Raw genomic sequence first — 17852 nt, 5'->3', positions numbered from 1 at the left:
CCCACGCGATTGAGGAGAAACACATGACCCATCCACCTCGTGGCGCCGTCAGGGAACTGTTCGCCCTGCTCAAGCCGTTCTGGCCCCTGGTCACGGCTTGCATCGTCCTGGGCATGATCGGTGGCCTGAGCGTCACCGCTCTGCTGGCCACCATCAACAGCAGTTTGCACAGCGACGCCGGCCTGACCCAGGGCGTGGTGCTGGGCTTCGCCGGCCTGTGCCTGCTGGCGCTGCTCAGCTCGATTCTGTCCGACATGGGCACCAACTACGTAGGCCAGCACGTCATCGCGACCTTGCGTCGTCAGCTGGGTGAAAAGGTGCTGGCCGCACCCATCGACCAGATCGAGCGTTACCGCAGCCACCGGCTGATCCCGGTACTGACCCATGATGTGGACACCATCAGCGACTTCGCCTACGTCTTCGCCCCGCTGGCCATCTCGCTCACCGTGACGCTGGGGTGCCTGGGCTACCTGGCACACCTGTCGTGGCAGATGTTCCTGGTGATCCTGGTGGCCATCGGCGTGGGCACCGTGTTGCAGTTCATCGCACAAGCCAGGGGCATGCGTGGCTTTGAAGCCGCCCGTGAAGCCGAGGACGACTTGCAGAAGCACTACAGCGCCATCGCCGAAGGCGCCAAGGAATTGCGTATTCATCGTCCACGCCGTCAACGGATGTTCAGCCACGGCATCCGCGATACGGCCAACCGGATTTGCGCCACCCAGGTCCGCTCGATCAACACCTTCGTGATCGCCAAGACCCTGGGCTCGATGTTGTTCTTCGTGGTCATTGCGGTGGCGCTGGCCCTGCAATCGTACTGGCCCTCGGCGGACAAGAGCGTTACCAGCGGTTTCGTGCTGGTGCTGCTGTACATGAAGGGCCCGCTGGAGCACCTGATCAGCACCCTGCCGATCATCGGCAAGGCCCAGATCGCCTTTCGCCGCATTGCTGCGCTGTCCACGCAGTTCTCCTCGCCCGAACCACACCTGCTGCTGGACGACGCACGCAAGCCAGCCCTGGCCATGAACTCGCTCGAACTCAGGGACGTTCGCTACACCTTCCCTGCCGTGGAGGGCGCCGAGCCCTTCCAATTCGGGCCGGTGAATTTGCAGGTCGAGCAAGGCGACATCGTGTTCATCGTCGGTGAAAACGGCTGCGGCAAGACCACCCTGATCAAGCTGCTGCTGGGCCTGTACGCCCCGCAGGCCGGAAGCATCGTGCTCAACGGCCAGCCCGTGACGGCCCAGACCCGCGATGACTATCGCCAGCTGTTCACCACCATCTTCGCCGACTACTACCTGTTCGACGACGTGATCCAGGGCGACCAACCGCTGCCCGATGACGCAGGGCGTTATCTCAGGCGCTTGGAGATCGACCATAAGGTGAGCATCCGCGACGGGGTGTTCAGCACCACCGACCTGTCTACCGGCCAACGCAAGCGCCTGGCGCTGGTCAGCGCCTGGCTGGAGGAGCGGCCCGTCCTGGTGTTCGATGAATGGGCCGCCGACCAGGACCCGACGTTCCGGCGGATCTTCTACACCGAGCTGCTGCCAGACCTGAAGCGGCTGGGCAAGACCATCATCGTGATCTCCCACGACGATCGCTACTTCGATATCGCCGACCACTTGGTGCGCCTGCACCGCGGCAAGATCGCGCCAGCACTCCACCCCGCCTGATCCGTTGTAACCGGACTGAAACTTTTCTTTCCGGTTTTCCTACGCTGATGCGTCTCACTGAGCAACTAATACAAATCATTATCATTTCAAACTCCATCAGAGAGGATGTAATGCCAGCCCTTAGCACGCTCAACCCGCTCACCCAGGCCTTCAGGCTTCACCGTGTCTTCCAGACGACGCTGCTCGGCTCAAGCCTGAGCATGGCGCTGTGCCTGCCGTTGTCGGCCCAGGTGATGGCCCAGGAAGTGGATGTGGACATTGCCGCCATGCCGCTCTCTGCTTCGCTGCAGGCGTTCGGCCGGCAGGCCGACCAGCAGGTGTTGTTCAGCCCGGATGATGTGCAAGGGCTCAAAGGTCGAGCCGTCAAAGGCCACCTCACCGCGCAGCAGGCCCTGGCCACCTTGCTGGCAGGCACGGGGCTTGCGTACGACATCCAGGGCAACAGTGTGACCATTCACCGTCGTGGCAACGACACCAGCTCGTTGCAGCTGGACGCCACCACCGTGCAAAGCACCCTGGACGGTTCAAGCGAAGCCAGCCGCTCGTACACCGTCAACAGCAGCAGTGCGTCCACCAAGCTGCCCATGTCCCTGCGCGAAACGCCTCAGTCGGTCAGCGTGATGACCCGTCAACGCCTGCAGGACCAACAGCTGACTACCCTGAGCGACGTGCTCAAGCAGGCGCCGGGCCTGTCGGTGCAGAACATCGACAGTGAACGGGTGAACATCTATTCGCGCGGCTATTCGCTCGACAGTTACCAGTTCGATGGCATCCCCACCACCCTGATCGTGCAGACCAGTGCCAGCCCGCAGAGCCTGATCGACACTTCGATCTACGACCGCGTCGAAATCGTGCGCGGCGCCACTGGCCTGATGACAGGTGCCGGTGACCCATCAGGCAGCATCAACCTGGTCCGCAAGCGCCCGACCTCCACCTTCCAGGGCTCGATCACCGCCGGGGCTGGTTCCTGGGACACTTACCGCACCGAGGTGGACGTGTCTGGCCCCCTGACCGACGATGCCCGCCTGCGCGGTCGCACGGTCGTGGCGTACAAGCAAGGCAACAGCTACATCGACCACTACCAGCAGGAAAAACAGACCTACTACGGCATCCTCGAAGCCGACCTCACCGACAGCACCCTGTTGAGCGTGGGCGTGGACTACCAGAAGAACAACCCGCGTGGCGTATCATTCGCCAGCTTCCCGCTGTTCTACAGCAATGGCGAGCAGACCGACTTCTCCCGTTCGATCAACGCAGGTTCGCGCTGGAGCTACCGCAAGCAGAACACGCTCACCACCTTCGCCAACCTTGAGCAAAGCTTGGTCAACGACTGGAAGCTCAAGGTGGCGGTCAACAACATGTACAGCTCGCGTGACTATTCCCTGGCCTCGCTCAGTGGCGACTTCCCCGATAAGCAAACCGGCGAAGGTGCCTACCTGTACGGCGGCGACGGCTCAGGCTCGCAGCGCCAACTGGGTATCGACGCCCTGGTCCAGGGCCCCTTCCAGCTATTGGGCCGCGAGCATGAGCTGGTGATCGGCCTGAGCGGTTCGGAATTTCACGACTACAGCGACCCGGCAGACGACGACCTGGAAGGCCGCCCGGCCAATATCTACACCTGGGACAACGACACCGAGCGCCCCCTTTCAGTGGGCAAGCTGATGAACGACGACACCACCGTGCGCCAGAACGCCGCGTACATGGTGGCGCGCTTCAAACCCACCGATGACCTGTCGCTGATCCTGGGCGCACGGGTGGGCGACTACAGCTACAAGAAAAAAACCGTGGCCAACCCGTCCTACCCGGGCCTGAACAGCCGCGCCTCGACCCGCGAAAGCGGTTTCGTCACCCCCTATGCAGGGGTGGTGTACGACCTCACCGACATCCACTCGCTTTACGCAAGCTACACCAAGATCTACAAGCCGCAGTCGATCCGCGATCAAGCAGGCAAGACCCTGGAATCGCGCGAAGGTGACAACTACGAGATTGGCCTGAAGAGTGAGTTTCTGGAAGGGCGGGTCAACACCGCCGTCGCCCTCTATGAAATCAAGCAGGACAACCTGGGCGTGGCCACCGGCGAGACTGTCGAAGGTACCGTTCGTGAGTCGGCGTACCGCGCGGTGTCCGGCGCCAAGACCCGCGGCATCGACATGGAAATCTACGGCGAAGTCATGCCCGACTGGAACGTCAGCGCCAGCTACAGCCACAGCCTGACCAAGGACTCGGACCGCGAGCGCATCATGACCGAGGCGCCGGCCAACCTGGTCAAGCTCTGGACCACCTACCGCCTGCCCGGCGAGCTCAACCAGCTGACCGTGGGTGGCGGCATGAACTGGCAGAGCGGCTTGAGCCTGACCACCAGCCAGGGCAAGGCGACCCAGCAGCAGTACGCCGTGTTCGACCTGATGGCGCGCTACGACATCACCAAGGAGCTGAGCGCTACCGTCAACGTGAACAATGTGTTCGACAAAAAGTACTTCAGCGCATTGGACCCCACGTTCTCCACCGGTTATTACGGTGAGCCGCGCAACGTGATGTTCACGACCCGGTATAGCTTCTAAACCCCCTGCCCGTAACGTCAAGCCGGCTCGGCAACTGAGCCGGCTTGCCTGCAATGTGCTGCAAGGCGGCCGCGCTCGAACGCTACCCATCCTGTAGCCATCCGCAACGCCTACCTAGGCTCCGTGTGAAAAGTCTTGAGACGAAGGTCAGGCAAGGCGAAAACACCCGAGGAACGGTCGTCTCGCTCGACTTTACGAGCTGTAAATGAGCATTCCGACCGGACTGGCGATCCAGGCTGTTTTCAACGCAGCATTACCGAGTATCAAGGCTTTTCTCACAGAGCCTATTAAACGATCAGATAAAGCACACACCTACTATCCAAGTTGGTCGCAATAGATAGGGCTGGATGTGTGTACGCTCTCTTCTGGTAACGGCACGCCAGGGTTATTACGCTCATCGCCTGCCCGCCGCTGTTGCACAAGAGCTGCGCAGCCCGAAACGTGTACGTCATCCAAATGCAAAGTCAGCTGAGAAATCGTCAGGTACCAGCGCTGTGGTAACGGCAGATCAATCTGCTGTTGATGGCCAAATCGACGAAAAAACACAACGCTCACCTCACCCCCCAACCGCGTTCAGCCACCCCCCCACATCCCGATAAATCCCCCCCACCTGCCCCACCAACCCCGACATCCGCAAAAAGTCATGGCTAAGCCCCTGTGCCCGTACAAACGTCACCGGCGTCCCGCTCGCCTGCAACCGGTCGCGATAGGCCAGGCCTTCGTCATGCAACGGGTCATATTCCGCCACCCACAGATAAGCCGGCGCCAGAGGCGTTTCCACTTGGGCCAGCAGCGGTGAAGCGCGCCAGTCCAGGCGTTGTTCGGGCAGCGGTGCGTAGTGCTGGTAGAACCACTCCAGCGTCTTGGTCTCCAGCAAATAGCCTTCGGCATGCTGGCGGTGGGATTCGCGCAGGCACGACAAGTCGGTGACCGGGTAGAACAGCAGCTGCGCCAGCGGCTTGATCGCCAACGTTTCAGGGGCCTTGACCGCGGTGATGGCCAGGACGGTCGCAAGGCTTGCGCCGACGCTGTCGCCGGCAAACACCACCCGGCGGTTGTCCAGCCCAAGCGCAAGGGCATGCTCGGCCAGCCAGTTGGCGGCATCGAGCGCATCGTTCACTGGAACGGGGAAACGGTGCTCCGGCGCCAGTCGGTAATCCGGGGCGAGCACTGCGAAGTCGCCCATGCTCGCCAGGCGCCGGCACACCGAATCGTGTGAATCGAGGCTGCCGACCACATAGCCGCCGCCGTGCAGGTAGAGGATCACCGGTTGCGGTGCAGCTGCCGGCTGCCCGTTGCGGTAGAGCCGTGCAGGCAGCTGGGCGCCGTCGCGGGTGGGGATGCTCAGTTCGCTGACACTCAGGTCACCGGGCGGGCTGGGGTCGAGCACTTGCGAGCTGGCGGCGAATTCGGCGCGGGCCTGGGCCACCTCCATCGCGTGCATGGGCTGGCTCTTGCCGGTCAGCCTGCCGAATTCGACCAGTTCCAGAAACGCGGCCAGGTCAGGGTGCAATGCCATGTTCAATCCTTACTTGAAAGTCAGTGACAGGGCGCGTCATGCGCGCCCTTGGGTTTCGGTGGTCGCATCCAGGCACTGGCACACCTCGCGCAACACCTGGGGCTGCTTGAGGATGTCGAAGTGCGACGCCTGGATGAGCGTTGCCTCGTCATGGCTGAACCGCCGTTGATAGGCGTGGGCCGGTGCGCCGTACCCCTCCTGTGCCCACCAGAAGCTGGCCGGGCACTCGATGGCGGGCAGCGGCGCCAGGCGTCGCGACAGTGCCTTGAGGCGCAGCGCCACCGTAAAGGCATGCACCAGTTCCTCGGCAGCGAAGCGCGGTGAATCACCGTGGCCCTGCACGTGGGCCTGCACCTGCGCTACCAGGGCTTCTAGGGCCTGGTGGGAGCCGTCGAGAGTCAGGTCGAACGTCGGCAGGCTTTCGGGCGGCTGGTCCAGGATGATCGACAGGAAGTTGCGCAGCTCTTCGGTCAGGTCGTCCTCCGGGCCGTGGTCACCGGGCACGAAGCTGTCCACCAGCCCAACGAAGTGCACGCAGTGGCCCTGCCCTTCCAGCACACGGGCGACCAGCAGCGCCAGCGGCCCGCCCAGCGACCAGCCCAGCAAGTGGTACGGCCCTTGTGGTTGCTGTTCGCGGATGAACCCTGCGTAGTCCTGGGCCATGGCTTCCAGCGAGCTGTCCTGCCAGTGCTTGTCCAGCAGCATGCGGCACTGCACGCCGATGACCTGGCGCACTCCGTCCAGTCGCCGCGCCAAGGGCTCGTAGTCGAACACGGTGCCGAACCCTGCGTGCAGGCAGAACAGGGGCTCGCAATGCGCGACCGGGCCGTTGAGCGGCAGCAGCGGTGATGGCACTGCCACGGCGTCATCCACATAACCGGACAACTCGGCGATGGTGGGTTTGCTCATCATGTCACGCAGCTTCAGCTCAACGCCCAGCGCCGGTTGATTGCGCACCTTGGACAACACCTTCAGGGTGCGCAAGGAATCGCCGCCCAGCTCGAAGAAGTTGTCCGTCACCCCGACCTGCTCCAGCTCCAGCACCTCTTGCCAGATCGCGACAAGGCCCGCTTCGAGGGCGTTGCGCGGTGCCACGTACTCGCGGCCCTTGAAGGACGGGTCTGGCAGCGCCTTGCGGTCGACCTTGCCGTTGGGGCTCAGCGGCAGGTGTTCCAGCACCAGGATCTGGCTGGGCACCATGTAGTCGGGCAAGCCCTGTTGCAACGCCATGCGCAGCGCCTCGCCTTGCAGCGCCGGGCTGCTGGTGGCCACGTAGCCGATCAGTTGCTTGCCGCCTTCGGTGTCACGGGCCACGACGACCGCATCGCGCACCTGGGGTTGGCTGCGCAAACGGGCCTCGATTTCGCCCAGCTCGATGCGAAAGCCCCGGATCTTCACCTGATGATCCAGCCGGCCAAGGAAGTCGATCACCCCGTCTGCGCGGCGGCGCACCAGGTCGCCGGTGCGGTACAGGCGCGCGCCACGGCCACTGGGGTCGGCGACGAAACGCTCGGCGGTCAGGCCTGGCCGCGCATGGTAGCCCCGCGCAAGCCCCTCCCCGCCAATGTACAACTCACCCGGTACGCCATCGGGCAATGGGTTCAGGCCGGCATCGAGAATGTGCAGGGTACGCTCGCCCACCCGTGTGCCAATCGGCGCATAGGCCGCCTCGCAGCGCCGGTCGGTATCGACCACCCACAGCAACGGCGTGACCACGGTTTCGGTAGGGCCGTAGCCATTGGTCAGCAGCCTTGGGCGCAGGGTGCGCTTGACCAACTCGAAATTGGCATCGGCCACGGCGTCGCCGCCAAAGCAGTAGATCTGCACCGGTGGCGGGTTGTCGAAGGCCTGGCCGTATTCGGCCAACTGTTGCAGGTACGCAGGCGGGAAACAGGCGATGGTGATGGCCTGCTCATGCAGCACCTGCCAGGTTTCCTCGGGCGTCCACAGACGGTTGTCGCGCACCACCAGCTGACCACCGGCCGCCAGGGTGGACAGCCAGCGCTCCTGGGCGCCATCGAAGGCGAACGACATGAACAGCAATTCGCGGGTCGCCTCACTCATCCCATAGCGCTCGATGATGGCCTGGCAGTGCATGGCCAGCGGCCCGCGGGCAACCGCAACGCCTTTGGGCTTGCCAAGCGAGCCGGAGGTGTAGATCAGGTACGCCAGGTTGTCCTCGTCGATCGCGACCGCCGGCAAGGCGACCTGCGCCTGCACCGGCGCAAGCGATTCGAGCAGCAGGGTGTCGACCCCTTCGGCGCTTGGCAAACGTTCACTGACGCTAGCCTGGCTGATGAGCAGTCGCATGGCCGAGTCCTCGATGATCCACTGCACCCGCTCGCGTGGGTAGTCGATATCGACAGGCACATAGGCAGCGCCGGTCTTGAGCACCGCATAGAAGGCCACGATCATGTCCACCGAGCGCTCCAGCGCCACCCCGACACGCACCTCCGGGGCAGCACCGGCCTCGATCAGGGCCACGGCCAGGCGGTTGGCGCGCGCCTCAAGTTCGGCATACGTCAGGGACCGCCCGGCGCAGCTGACCGCCACCTGCTGACCACGGGCCTGCACATGCCCGGCAATGCGCTGCAGCAGCGGCGTGCGGGTCGGGTTGGCGACCAGCCGGTTGGCCTGGGCTTGCTGGCGTTCAGCGTCGGCATCGAGCATGGGCAGGCTGCCGATGGCGGCCAGTGGGTCGTCCAGCAGCGCTTGAAGCAAGCGCCCGAAGCTGCGCCGGATGCCCTGGCAGGCGGCGGGGCTGAAGCGGCTGCGCCAGTAAAGGAACTCGATGCTCAAGGTGTCATCCAGGTGCACGGCAAGGTCCATGGCATAGTTGGTCACGTCGCGACCTTCGCTGGCGCCGAAGTGCAAGCCGTCTTCACCGGCGTCTTGCAGGCGCTCGTCCAGGGGATAGTTCTCGAACACCACGATGCTGTCGAACAGCGCCTGCCCGCTTTGCCCGGACCAACGCTGCACATCGGCCAGAGAGACGTGCTCGTAGTCACGCACCTGCACGTTGTAGTCCTGCAGGGCCTGCAACCACTGGCCCACCGGCTGTTCGGGCGCAGGTGCCTGGATGATCGGCAGCGTGTTGATGAACAGGCCCAGCATGTCTCCAGCACCCGGCAGGTTTGCCGGACGACCGGCAACGGTTGCGCCGAAGCACACGCGCGATTGCCCGGTGTAGCGTTGCAGCAGCAGCAACCACGCCGCCTGGATCAGCGTGTTGGGCGTGACCCGCAGGCGCTGGGCCTGGTCACGCAGTTGCCGGGTTTGCGCGGCGTCCCAGTTCAGGTACAGGGCGTCGTAGCCGTCGGCCTCGGCGACGGGCGCTGGATGCAACCCGGTGGCCAGCAGGGTGGGCCCTTCCAGCCCGGCCAGCTTGTCTTTCCAGAAGAGCTCCATCTGCGCCTGGGGCTGGGCGGCCAGCCAGCCAATGTAGTCGCGGTAGCTGCCGCGCTTGCCGGGCAGTGCTTGCACACCGTACACGGCGAACACCTCGCCCAGCAGGCGTGAGTGGCTCCAGCCGTCCATGAGGATGTGGTGGCTGCTCCAGATCAGTTGCTGGCGCTGCTCGTCCAGGCGCACCAGGGTCAGGCCCATCAAGGGCGGGTGCAGCAGGTCGAAGCCGCGGGCGTAGTCCTGCTCGGCCAGGCGTTGCAGGTCGGCGACGCTGACCGGGCGATCCCGCCAATCGAGCTCGCGCACACGCAGTTCGGCGCGCTTGGCCACCCATTGCAACGGCTCGCTGAGGTGGCTTTCGGTCCAGAACCCAGTGCGCAGGATTTCATGGCGATCGACCATGTGCTGCCAGGCCGCAATGAAGCGCGCGTTGTCCAGCCCTTGTACCTGCACACTGGTTTGGCTGACGTACAGCCCCTGTTGGGCGGCTTCGAGGGTATGGAACAGGATGCCCTGCTGCATCGGCGACAACGGGTACAGGTCTTCGACAGCCCCGGCCGGCACCGGCAAGCGGTCCAGCTGCGTCTGGTTAAGCCCTGCGAGCGGGAAGTCGGACGGGGTCAGGCAGGGGTGTTCCAAGGCCAGGCAGTGTTCAACGACCGCACGTAGCTCGCCCACATAGGCATGGGCCAGTTCCTCGATGGTGCCCGCGGCGAACCGCTGGCGGCTGAAGGTGAAGTCCAGCTTCAGGGCGCCCTCGAACACTTGCCCGTTGATGGTCAAGGCATTGCCCAGCGGCGCCTGATCACTGACCTGGCGCCCACCGCTCTGCGCAGCCGGGGCGAACAGCGCGTCGTCCTCACGTGCGGCGCTGCCGTCGAACTGGCCCAGGTAGTTGAAGGTGATGCGTGGCTGCGCCAGGGTGGCCAATGCCTGGCGGGTGGCCGCATCGCCCAGATAACGCAGCACTCCAAAGCCAAGGCCCTTGTCCGGGATGGCACGCAGGTGCTCCTTGACCTGCTTGATGGTGTCCCCCACTGGCCCCGCCACCGGCAATTTCACTGGGAACAGACTGGTGAACCAGCCCACGGTACGAGTGAGGTCGACGTCATCGAACAGCATCTCGCGGCCGTGGCCTTCCAACTCGATCAATGCCGCCTGCTCGCCCGTCCATTGGCAGATCACCCGCGCCAGGGCGGTCAACAGCAGGTCATTGACTTGGGTGCGGTAAGCGGCCGGGGCCTGCTGAAGCAGTTGTCGGGTCAGCGCTGGATCCAGTTCAACCTGCACGGTGTGGGCGTCGCCCACCTGCTGGCTGCCTTGGGCATCTTCGCCAGGCAACGTCTGGGCAAAGCCCTGCAGTTGAGCCTGCCAGTAGGCCAGTTGCTGGCATAGGGTTTCGCTTCGGGCGTGGGCTTGCAGGCGTTCGGCCCAGGCCTTGTAGGCGCTGGTCTTGGCCGGCAGGCTGAGCGGCTGCCCGGTCAGGCACTGCTGGTAAGCCTGTTGCAGGTCCTCGAACAGAATGCGCCACGACACGCCATCGACCACCAGGTGATGGATCGCCAGCAGCAAGCGCTGACTGCCATCGGCCAGGGTGGCCAACACCGCGCGCAGCAGCGGGCCCTGGGCCAGGTCCAGGCTACGCTGGGCATCGTCGCACAGGGCGGTGAGCGCCTGGGCATCGGTCACCTCGCGTTGCCACAGCAGCGCCTGGGCACTGTCGCCGTGGCAGGCCTGCCAACCCTGCTCGCCTTCACTGAAGCGCAGGCGCAGGGCATCGTGGTGCTGCACCAACGCCTGCAACGCCTGCTCCAGCGCAGCCCCTTGAAGCGGCGCGCTCGGCACCAGCAACACCGACTGGTTCCAGTGGTGACGCTGGGCAATGGCCTCACTGAAGAAGCTGTGCTGCACAGGGAGCAACGGCGTGCTGCCGGTGACCGCACCCTGGTCGATCTGCAAGGCTGCGTCTGCCGTGCCAACGACCTGGGCCAAGGCCCGGAGGGTCTGGTGCTGGAACAACGCTTTCGGGGTCAGGTGCAGCCCCAGTTGCCGCGCTCGGCTGACCACCTGGATGGAGATGATCGAGTCACCGCCCAGCTCGAAGAAGTTATCGTCCACCCCGACCCGCTCAAGCTTCAGCACGTCTTGCCAGACTGCGGCCAACTGCTGTTCGAGCGCTGTCTGCGGGGCGGCGAAGGCATGGCTGCTAGCGGCCTCGGGTAGCGGCAGCGCCTTGCGGTCGATCTTGCCGCTTGGGCTCAATGGCAGGCTGTCGAGCACCACCAGGTGCGCCGGCACCATGTAGTCCGGCAGGCTCGCTTTCAGGGCATCGCGCAGCGTGACCGCAGCCACCTGCGTGACCACGTAGCCCACCAGTTGCGGCCCATTGGGGCCAGGCTGCGCCATGACCAGCGCCTCGCTGACACCGGCCTGCGCCAGCAGGCAGGTCTCGATCTCGCCCAGCTCGATACGGAAGCCACGGATCTTCACCTGATGGTCCACCCGGCCGACGTATTCGATCACGCCATCGGTACGGTAGCGCGCCAGGTCGCCCGTGCGGTACAAGCGCCCGCCGTTGCCGCCGAACGGGTCGGGCAGGAAGCGCTCGGCGGTCAGCGCACTGCGGCCGAAATAGCCGCGCGCCAGCAACTGGCCACCGATCACCAGCTCACCCACGACACCGGTCGGCACCGGCTGCCCGGCATCGTCCAACAGGTAGATGTCCCGCCCTGGCAAGGCCGTGCCGATCGGCAAGGTGTGGGGCACGGGTTGTTCGCCCAGCACGTACGGGGTGCAGTCGAGCGTGGTGGAGGTGACCGTGGTTTCGGTCGGGCCGTAGGTGTTGAGCAGGCGCACATGGCCCAGCCCGGCCTTGTGCCAGGCGGCCATGCCTTCAGGCGGCATGGCTTCGCCGCCCGCATGAATCTGGCGCAGTTGCCCGTAGTCGCGTGGCCCTACGCTGGCAAACTGGGTGGCCAGCAGGTTCCAGTACGCGGTTGGCAGGTCGGCCACGCTGATGCCGTGGGCCAGCACCCGCTGGTAGAACGTCTCGCTGTCCCAGATTTCGTTGCCCCGCAGCATCACGGTGGCACCGCAGACCAGCGGGGCGTAAAGCTGCTCGACGAAGGCATCGAAGTTGAACGTGGCAAATTGCAGCACGCAGTCGGATGCGTGGATATCGGAATACCACTGGGCCACGAAGGCGTGGCGGGTCAAGGCACCATGGCTGATGGCTACGCCCTTCGGCCGGCCGGTCGAGCCGGAGGTGAAGATCACGTAGGCCAGGTTGTCGGCGTGCACGCGGTTGAGCGGGTCGCTGTCGGCGCCGCTGCTGTCCTCAGGCGTATCCAGCAGCAGGCACTGCACCTGCGTGTCCAGCGCCAGCGCTTGGCGCAAGTGCGACTGGGTCAACAGCAGCGCGATGCGGCTGTCCTCGACCATCTGCTGCAAGCGCTCGCGGGGGAATTTTGGGTCGAGCGGTACATAGCCGCCGCCTGCCTTGAGCACGGCCAGCAAGGCGATGACCATCGGCGCATCGCGCTCGACGGCGATGCCGACCAGCACGTCCGGGCCCACGCCTTGGGCAATCAGGCGGTGGGCCAGGCGGTTGGCCGCCGCGTTGAGCTGGGCGTAGGTCAGCTCGGTGGTTTCAGTGATCAGCGCAATGTGGTTCGGAACACGCCGGGCCTGCTGCGCGAACAGCTCATGGGCAGGGGCCAGGCTTGGGTACTCACCGGCGGCTATGCCCCAATCCTGCACCGGGGCGTGCTGGCGCCCGTCGTCCAGCAGGGTCAGATCGCCCAGGCAAAGCCCGTCGGGCCCCTCGACCATCTGCAGGAGCAAGTGGGCCAGGTTGTCACTGATGCCCGCGATACCCGGCGCATCGAATGCCTCGCCCGCATAGGTGAAGTGCAGCAGCACGGTGGACCCGGCGTTTACGCTGACGGTCAGCGGGTAGTTGCTCTGCTCATGGTTGTCGATGCGGCCAAAGCGCAGGTCCACGGGCGCTGCTTGCAGCGCCTCGGAAACCGGATAGTTCTCGAACACAAGGATGTTGTCGAACAGCGCTTCACCGCCCTGCCCGGCCCAGCGCTGGATATCGAAGAGCGGGGTGTGCTCCTGCTCGCGCAGCGCCAGGTTCAGTTGCACAAGCGCATGCAGCCACGCCTGCAGCGGCTGATCTACCTGGGGGCTGGCCACTACCGGCAAGGTGTTGATGAACAGGCCGATCTGCTGCTCCACGCCGCTGATCGCCGCCGGGCGCCCGGCCACGGTGGCCCCGAACACGACGCCGTCGTGCCCGGTGTAGCGTTGCAGCAGCAACAGCCAGGCCGCCTGGATGACGGTGTTGAGGGTGACCTTGTGGCGCCGCGCAAAGGCGTTCAGACGCTGGGTGTGATGTTCGTCCAGCCGGTGGAAGTGATCGTGTTGACCTGAGCTGCGCGTTGCCGGCTTCAAGGCTTGTGCCAGCAGGGTCGGTGCCGGCAGGCAGGTCAGTTGATCGCGCCAGAACGCCTCGCTGGCCTGACGGTCCTGACGCAGCAACCAGCCGATGTAGTCGCGGTACTGCGTAGGCCCATGGGCCACCGGATGGCCGGCATAGCGCTGGAGCACTTCGCCCAGCAGCTGCGAGGTGCTCCAGCCGTCCATCAGGATATGGTGGCTGGTGTAGATCAGGTGATAGTCCTGCACGTCGGTCTGTGCAAGTACCAGCCTGAGCAACGGCGCGGTGTGAAGCTCGAAGCCTCGTTGCAGTTCGCTTTGCGCCAGGGCATCAAGGGTTGCTTGCGCAGAGGGGTCGTCGCGCAGGTCCAGCAGGCGGAACGGCAGCTCGACCCGGCTCAAGACCACCTGCACGGCTTGCTCGAACTGCCAGTTGAACCCGGTGCGCAGGATGGCGTGGGCGTCGAGGGTGGCCTGCCAGGCGCTGCGCAAACGCTGCGGGTCGAGCCCGCCGATGTCCAGACGCATCTGGTTCAGGTAATCGCCACTTCCCTGTTCGTAGAGGCTGTGGAACAACATGCCCTGCTGCATCGGAGACAGCGGGTAGATGTCCGCAAGGTTGGCCGCAGGCACCGCAAGCTGGTCCAGCTGCGCCTGGTCCAGACCGGCCAGGGGGAAGTCGGAGGGCGTCACGCCGCCCGCGTCAGGCGCCAGGCAGTGTTCGATCAGCGCCTGCAATTGTGCGCCGTAGGCATCGGCCAAGGCCTCGATGGCCTGCACTTCGAACTGCTCGGCGCTGAACGTCCAGTCCAGGCTCAGGCAACCGTCGTACACGCGGCCGTTGAGCACCAGCCAATTGTCCAATGGGGCGTCCGGGCTCTGCTCACGGCCGCGCTTTTCGGTAGCCGGGATGAACAAGGCGTCATCGTCGTCGGCAAAACTGCCGTCGAACTGGCCCAGGTAGTTGAAGGTGATACGCGGCGTCGCCAGGGCCGCCAGGGCCTCGCGTGTGGCAGCGTCCCCCAGGTAGCGCAGCACACCATAGCCGATACCCTTGTCAGGGATGCCACGCAGGTGTTCCTTGACCTGGCGAAGCGTATCGCCAAGGTCGGTCGACACGGGCAACTTCACCGGGAACAGGCTGGTGAACCAGCCCACGGTACGGGTGAGGTCGACGTCGTCGAACAGCTCCTCGCGGCCATGGCCTTCCAACTGGATCAGCGCGGCCTGTTCGCCCGTCCACTGGCAGATCACTCGGGCCAAGGCGGTCAGCAGCAAGTCGTTGACCTGGGTGCGGTACGCCGCAGGCGCCTGCTGCAACAGGCGACGGGTTTGCTGGGTGTCCAGGCGGGTCTGCACAGTCTGGGCGTGGTGCCCCTGCATGCCCGCATCGGCCTTGGCGCCCGGCAGGTCTGTGCGTTGACCACGCAGTTGCGCCAGCCAGTAGTCCTTCTGGCCCAGCAGCGCCGGGTCGTGGGCATGCGCCTCAAGCTTATGCGCCCAGGCCTGGTAGGCCGTGGTCTTGCTCGGCAGCTTGGCGGGCTGCCCGGCCAGGCATTGCGCGTAGGCCTGCTGCAGGTCCTCGAAGAGGATGCGCCACGACACGCCATCGACCACCAGGTGATGGATCACCAGCAGCAAGCGCTGGCTGCCGTCGGCCAGGGTGGCCAGCACGGCCCGCAGCAGCGGGCCCTGGGCCAGGTCCAGGCTGCGCTGGGCATCGTCGCACAGGGCGGTGAGTGCCTGGGCATCGGTCACCTCGCGTTGCCACAGCAGCGCCGTCACGGGCTCGCCATGTTCGGCCTGCCAGCCTTGCTCACCCTCGCTGAAGGTAAGGCGCAGCGCATCGTGATGCTGCACAAGGGCCTGCAATGCCTGCTCCAGTGCAACGCCCTCAAGCGCGGTGCGCGGCACCAGCAGCACCGACTGGTTCCAGTGGTGACGCTGGGCAATGGCCTCGCTGAAGAAGCTGTGCTGCACCGGCAGCAGGGGCATGCCGCCGAGGACGGCACCCTGGTCGATCTGCACGGCGCTGTCGCCAGTGCGCACGACCTTGGCCAGGGCGCGCAGGGTCTGGTGCTGGAACAGCTCCTTGGGCGTGAAGTGCAGCCCCTGCTGACGGGCTCGGCTGACCACCTGGATGGAGATGATCGAGTCACCGCCCAGCTCGAAGAAGTTGTCGTCCACCCCCACCCGCTCAAGCTTCAGCACGTCTTGCCAGATACGCGCCAGTTGCTGTTCGAGCGGGCGCTGGGGGGCGATAAATGCCTGGTTACTGGAGGCCTCGGGCAGCGGCAGCGCCTTGCGGTCGATCTTGCCGCTCGGGCTCAGCGGCATGTGGTCGAGCAGCATGAGATGGGCGGGGACCATGTAGTCCGGCAGGCTCGCCTTGAGCGCTTCGCGCAGCGTCTGCACGTTTGCATCTGCAACCAGGTAAGCGACCAGTTGCGGCCCGTTCGGGCCAGGCTGCGCCATGACCAGCGCCTCGCTGACACCGGCCCGCGCCAGCAGGCAAGTCTCGATCTCGCCCAGCTCGATACGGAAGCCTCGGATCTTCACCTGATGGTCCACCCGGCCGACGTATTCGATCACGCCATCGGCACGGTAGCGCGCCAGGTCGCCCGTGCGGTACAAGCGCCCGCCGTTGCCGCCGAACGGGTCGGGCAGGAAGCGCTCGGCGGTCAGCGCACTGCGGCCGAAATAGCCGCGCGCCAGCAACTGGCCGCCGATCACCAGCTCACCCACGACACCGGTCGGCACCGGCTGCCCGGCGTCGTCCAGCAGGTAGATGTCCCGCCCTGGCAAAGCCGTGCCGATCGGCAAGGTATGAGGCACGGGTTGTTCGCCCAGCACGTACGGGGTGCAGTCGAGTGTCGTGGAAGTGACCGTGGTTTCGGTCGGGCCGTAGGTGTTGAGCAGGCGCACATGGCCCAGCCCGGCCTTGTGCCAGGCGTCCATGCCTTCAGGCGGCATGGCTTCGCCGCCCGCATGAATCTGGCGCAGCTGCCCGTAGTCGCGTGGCCCCACGCCGGCAAACTGGGTGGCCAGCAGGTTCCAGTACGCGGTCGGCAGGTCGGCCACGCTGATGCCGTGGGCCAGCACCCGCTGGTAGAACGTCTCGCTGTCCCAGATTTCGTTGCCCCGCAGCATCACGGTGGCACCACAGACCAGCGGGGCGTAAAGCTGCTCGACGAAGGCGTCGAAGTTGAACGTGGCAAATTGCAGTACGCAGTCGGATGCGTGGATATCGGAATACCACTGGGCCACTAAGGCGTGGCGGGTCAAGGCACCATGGCTGATGGCTACGCCCTTCGGCCGGCCGGTCGAGCCGGAGGTGAAGATCACATAGGCCAGGTTGTCGCCGTGCACGCGGTTGAGCGGGTCGCTGTCGGCGCCGCTGCCGTCCTCAGGCGTATCCAGCAGCAGGCACTGCACCTGCGTGTCCAGCGCCAGCGCTTGGCGCAAGTGCGACTGGGTCAACAGCAGCGCGATGCGGCTGTCCTCGACCATCTGCTGCAAGCGCTCGCGGGGGAATTTCGGATCGAGCGGCACGTAGCCGCCGCCTGCCTTGAGCACGGCCAGCAGGGCGATGACCATCGGCGCGTCGCGCTCGACGGCGATGCCGACCAGCACGTCCGGGCCCACGCCCTGGGCGATCAGGCGGTGGGCCAGGCGGTTGGCCGCCGCGTTGAGCTGGGCGTAGGTCAGCTCGGTGGTTTCAGTGATCAGCGCAATGTGGTTCGGAACACGCCGGGCCTGCCGTTCGAACAGCACATGGGCAGGCGCCAGGCTTGGGTATTGACCGGCGGCCATGCCCCAGTCCTGCACCGGGGCGCGCTGGCGCCCCTCTTCGAACAGCTTCAGCTCACCCAGGCAGCGCTGGGGCGAGCCGTCCGCCATCTGCGCCAGCAGATGGGCCAGGTGGCCTGCAACCTGGGCCATGCGTTCGGCACTGAACTGCGCCGCGTCATAGCTGTAATGCAACAACAGGTCGGCCCCGGTGCTGACGCTCAGGGTCAGCGGGTAGTTGTTCTGCTCATGGCTGTGCACGTCACCAAAGTGCAGGTCACTGACGCCGCCTTGCTGCAGCGCCTCGGACACAGGGTAGTTTTCGAATACCAGCAGGGTATCGAACAATCCATCGCCGCCCTGCCCGGCCCAGCGCTGCACATCACTCAGCGCACTGTGTTCGTGGTCCCGAAGTGCCAGGTTGATGCCTTGTACGGTCTGTAACCAACCGGCCAGCGCCAG

4 protein-coding genes (1 of these 4 only partly in view) are annotated in these 17852 nt (G+C 65.2%); 2 read left to right on the top strand and 2 right to left on the bottom strand.

Annotation, left to right across the window (positions count from 1 at the left end):
* Positions 1–23: 23 nt before the first annotated feature.
* Together FS767_RS09780 and FS767_RS09775 are read left to right on the top strand one after the other, a co-directional pair.
* Positions 24–1673 carry a cyclic peptide export ABC transporter gene (locus tag FS767_RS09780; RefSeq protein WP_144965051.1) on the top strand — a complete coding sequence of 550 codons (1650 nt, stop codon included), beginning with the start codon at positions 24–26 and terminating at the stop codon, positions 1671–1673.
* Positions 1674–1783: 110 nt separating this feature from the next.
* Entirely contained in the window at positions 1784–4234 is a 2451-nt protein-coding gene (locus tag FS767_RS09775; RefSeq protein ID WP_256674251.1) for a TonB-dependent receptor, read from the top strand.
* Between the two features lie 556 nt (positions 4235–4790).
* Here FS767_RS09775 and FS767_RS09770 read toward each other — a convergent pair.
* Positions 4791–5753: an alpha/beta hydrolase gene (locus FS767_RS09770; RefSeq protein WP_144965049.1), complete on the bottom strand. Its 963-nt coding sequence runs from the start codon at positions 5751–5753 to the stop codon at positions 4791–4793.
* A gap of 36 nt (positions 5754–5789) precedes the next feature.
* Positions 5790–17852, bottom strand: partial view of a non-ribosomal peptide synthase/polyketide synthase gene (locus FS767_RS09765; RefSeq protein WP_144965047.1) — the 3' portion only. The gene runs 5625 nt beyond the window's last position; the window shows 12063 of its 17688 coding nt (coding positions 5626–17688); its start codon lies beyond the right edge, outside the window — the gene reads right to left on this strand; it ends in the stop codon at positions 5790–5792.

This window comes from Pseudomonas sp. DE0010 (assembly GCF_007680745.1).
Taxonomy (GTDB): domain Bacteria; phylum Pseudomonadota; class Gammaproteobacteria; order Pseudomonadales; family Pseudomonadaceae; genus Aquipseudomonas; species Aquipseudomonas parafulva_B.
Note: the sequence above shows the minus strand (reverse complement) of the source record. Positions and strands in the feature narration are given on the sequence as shown.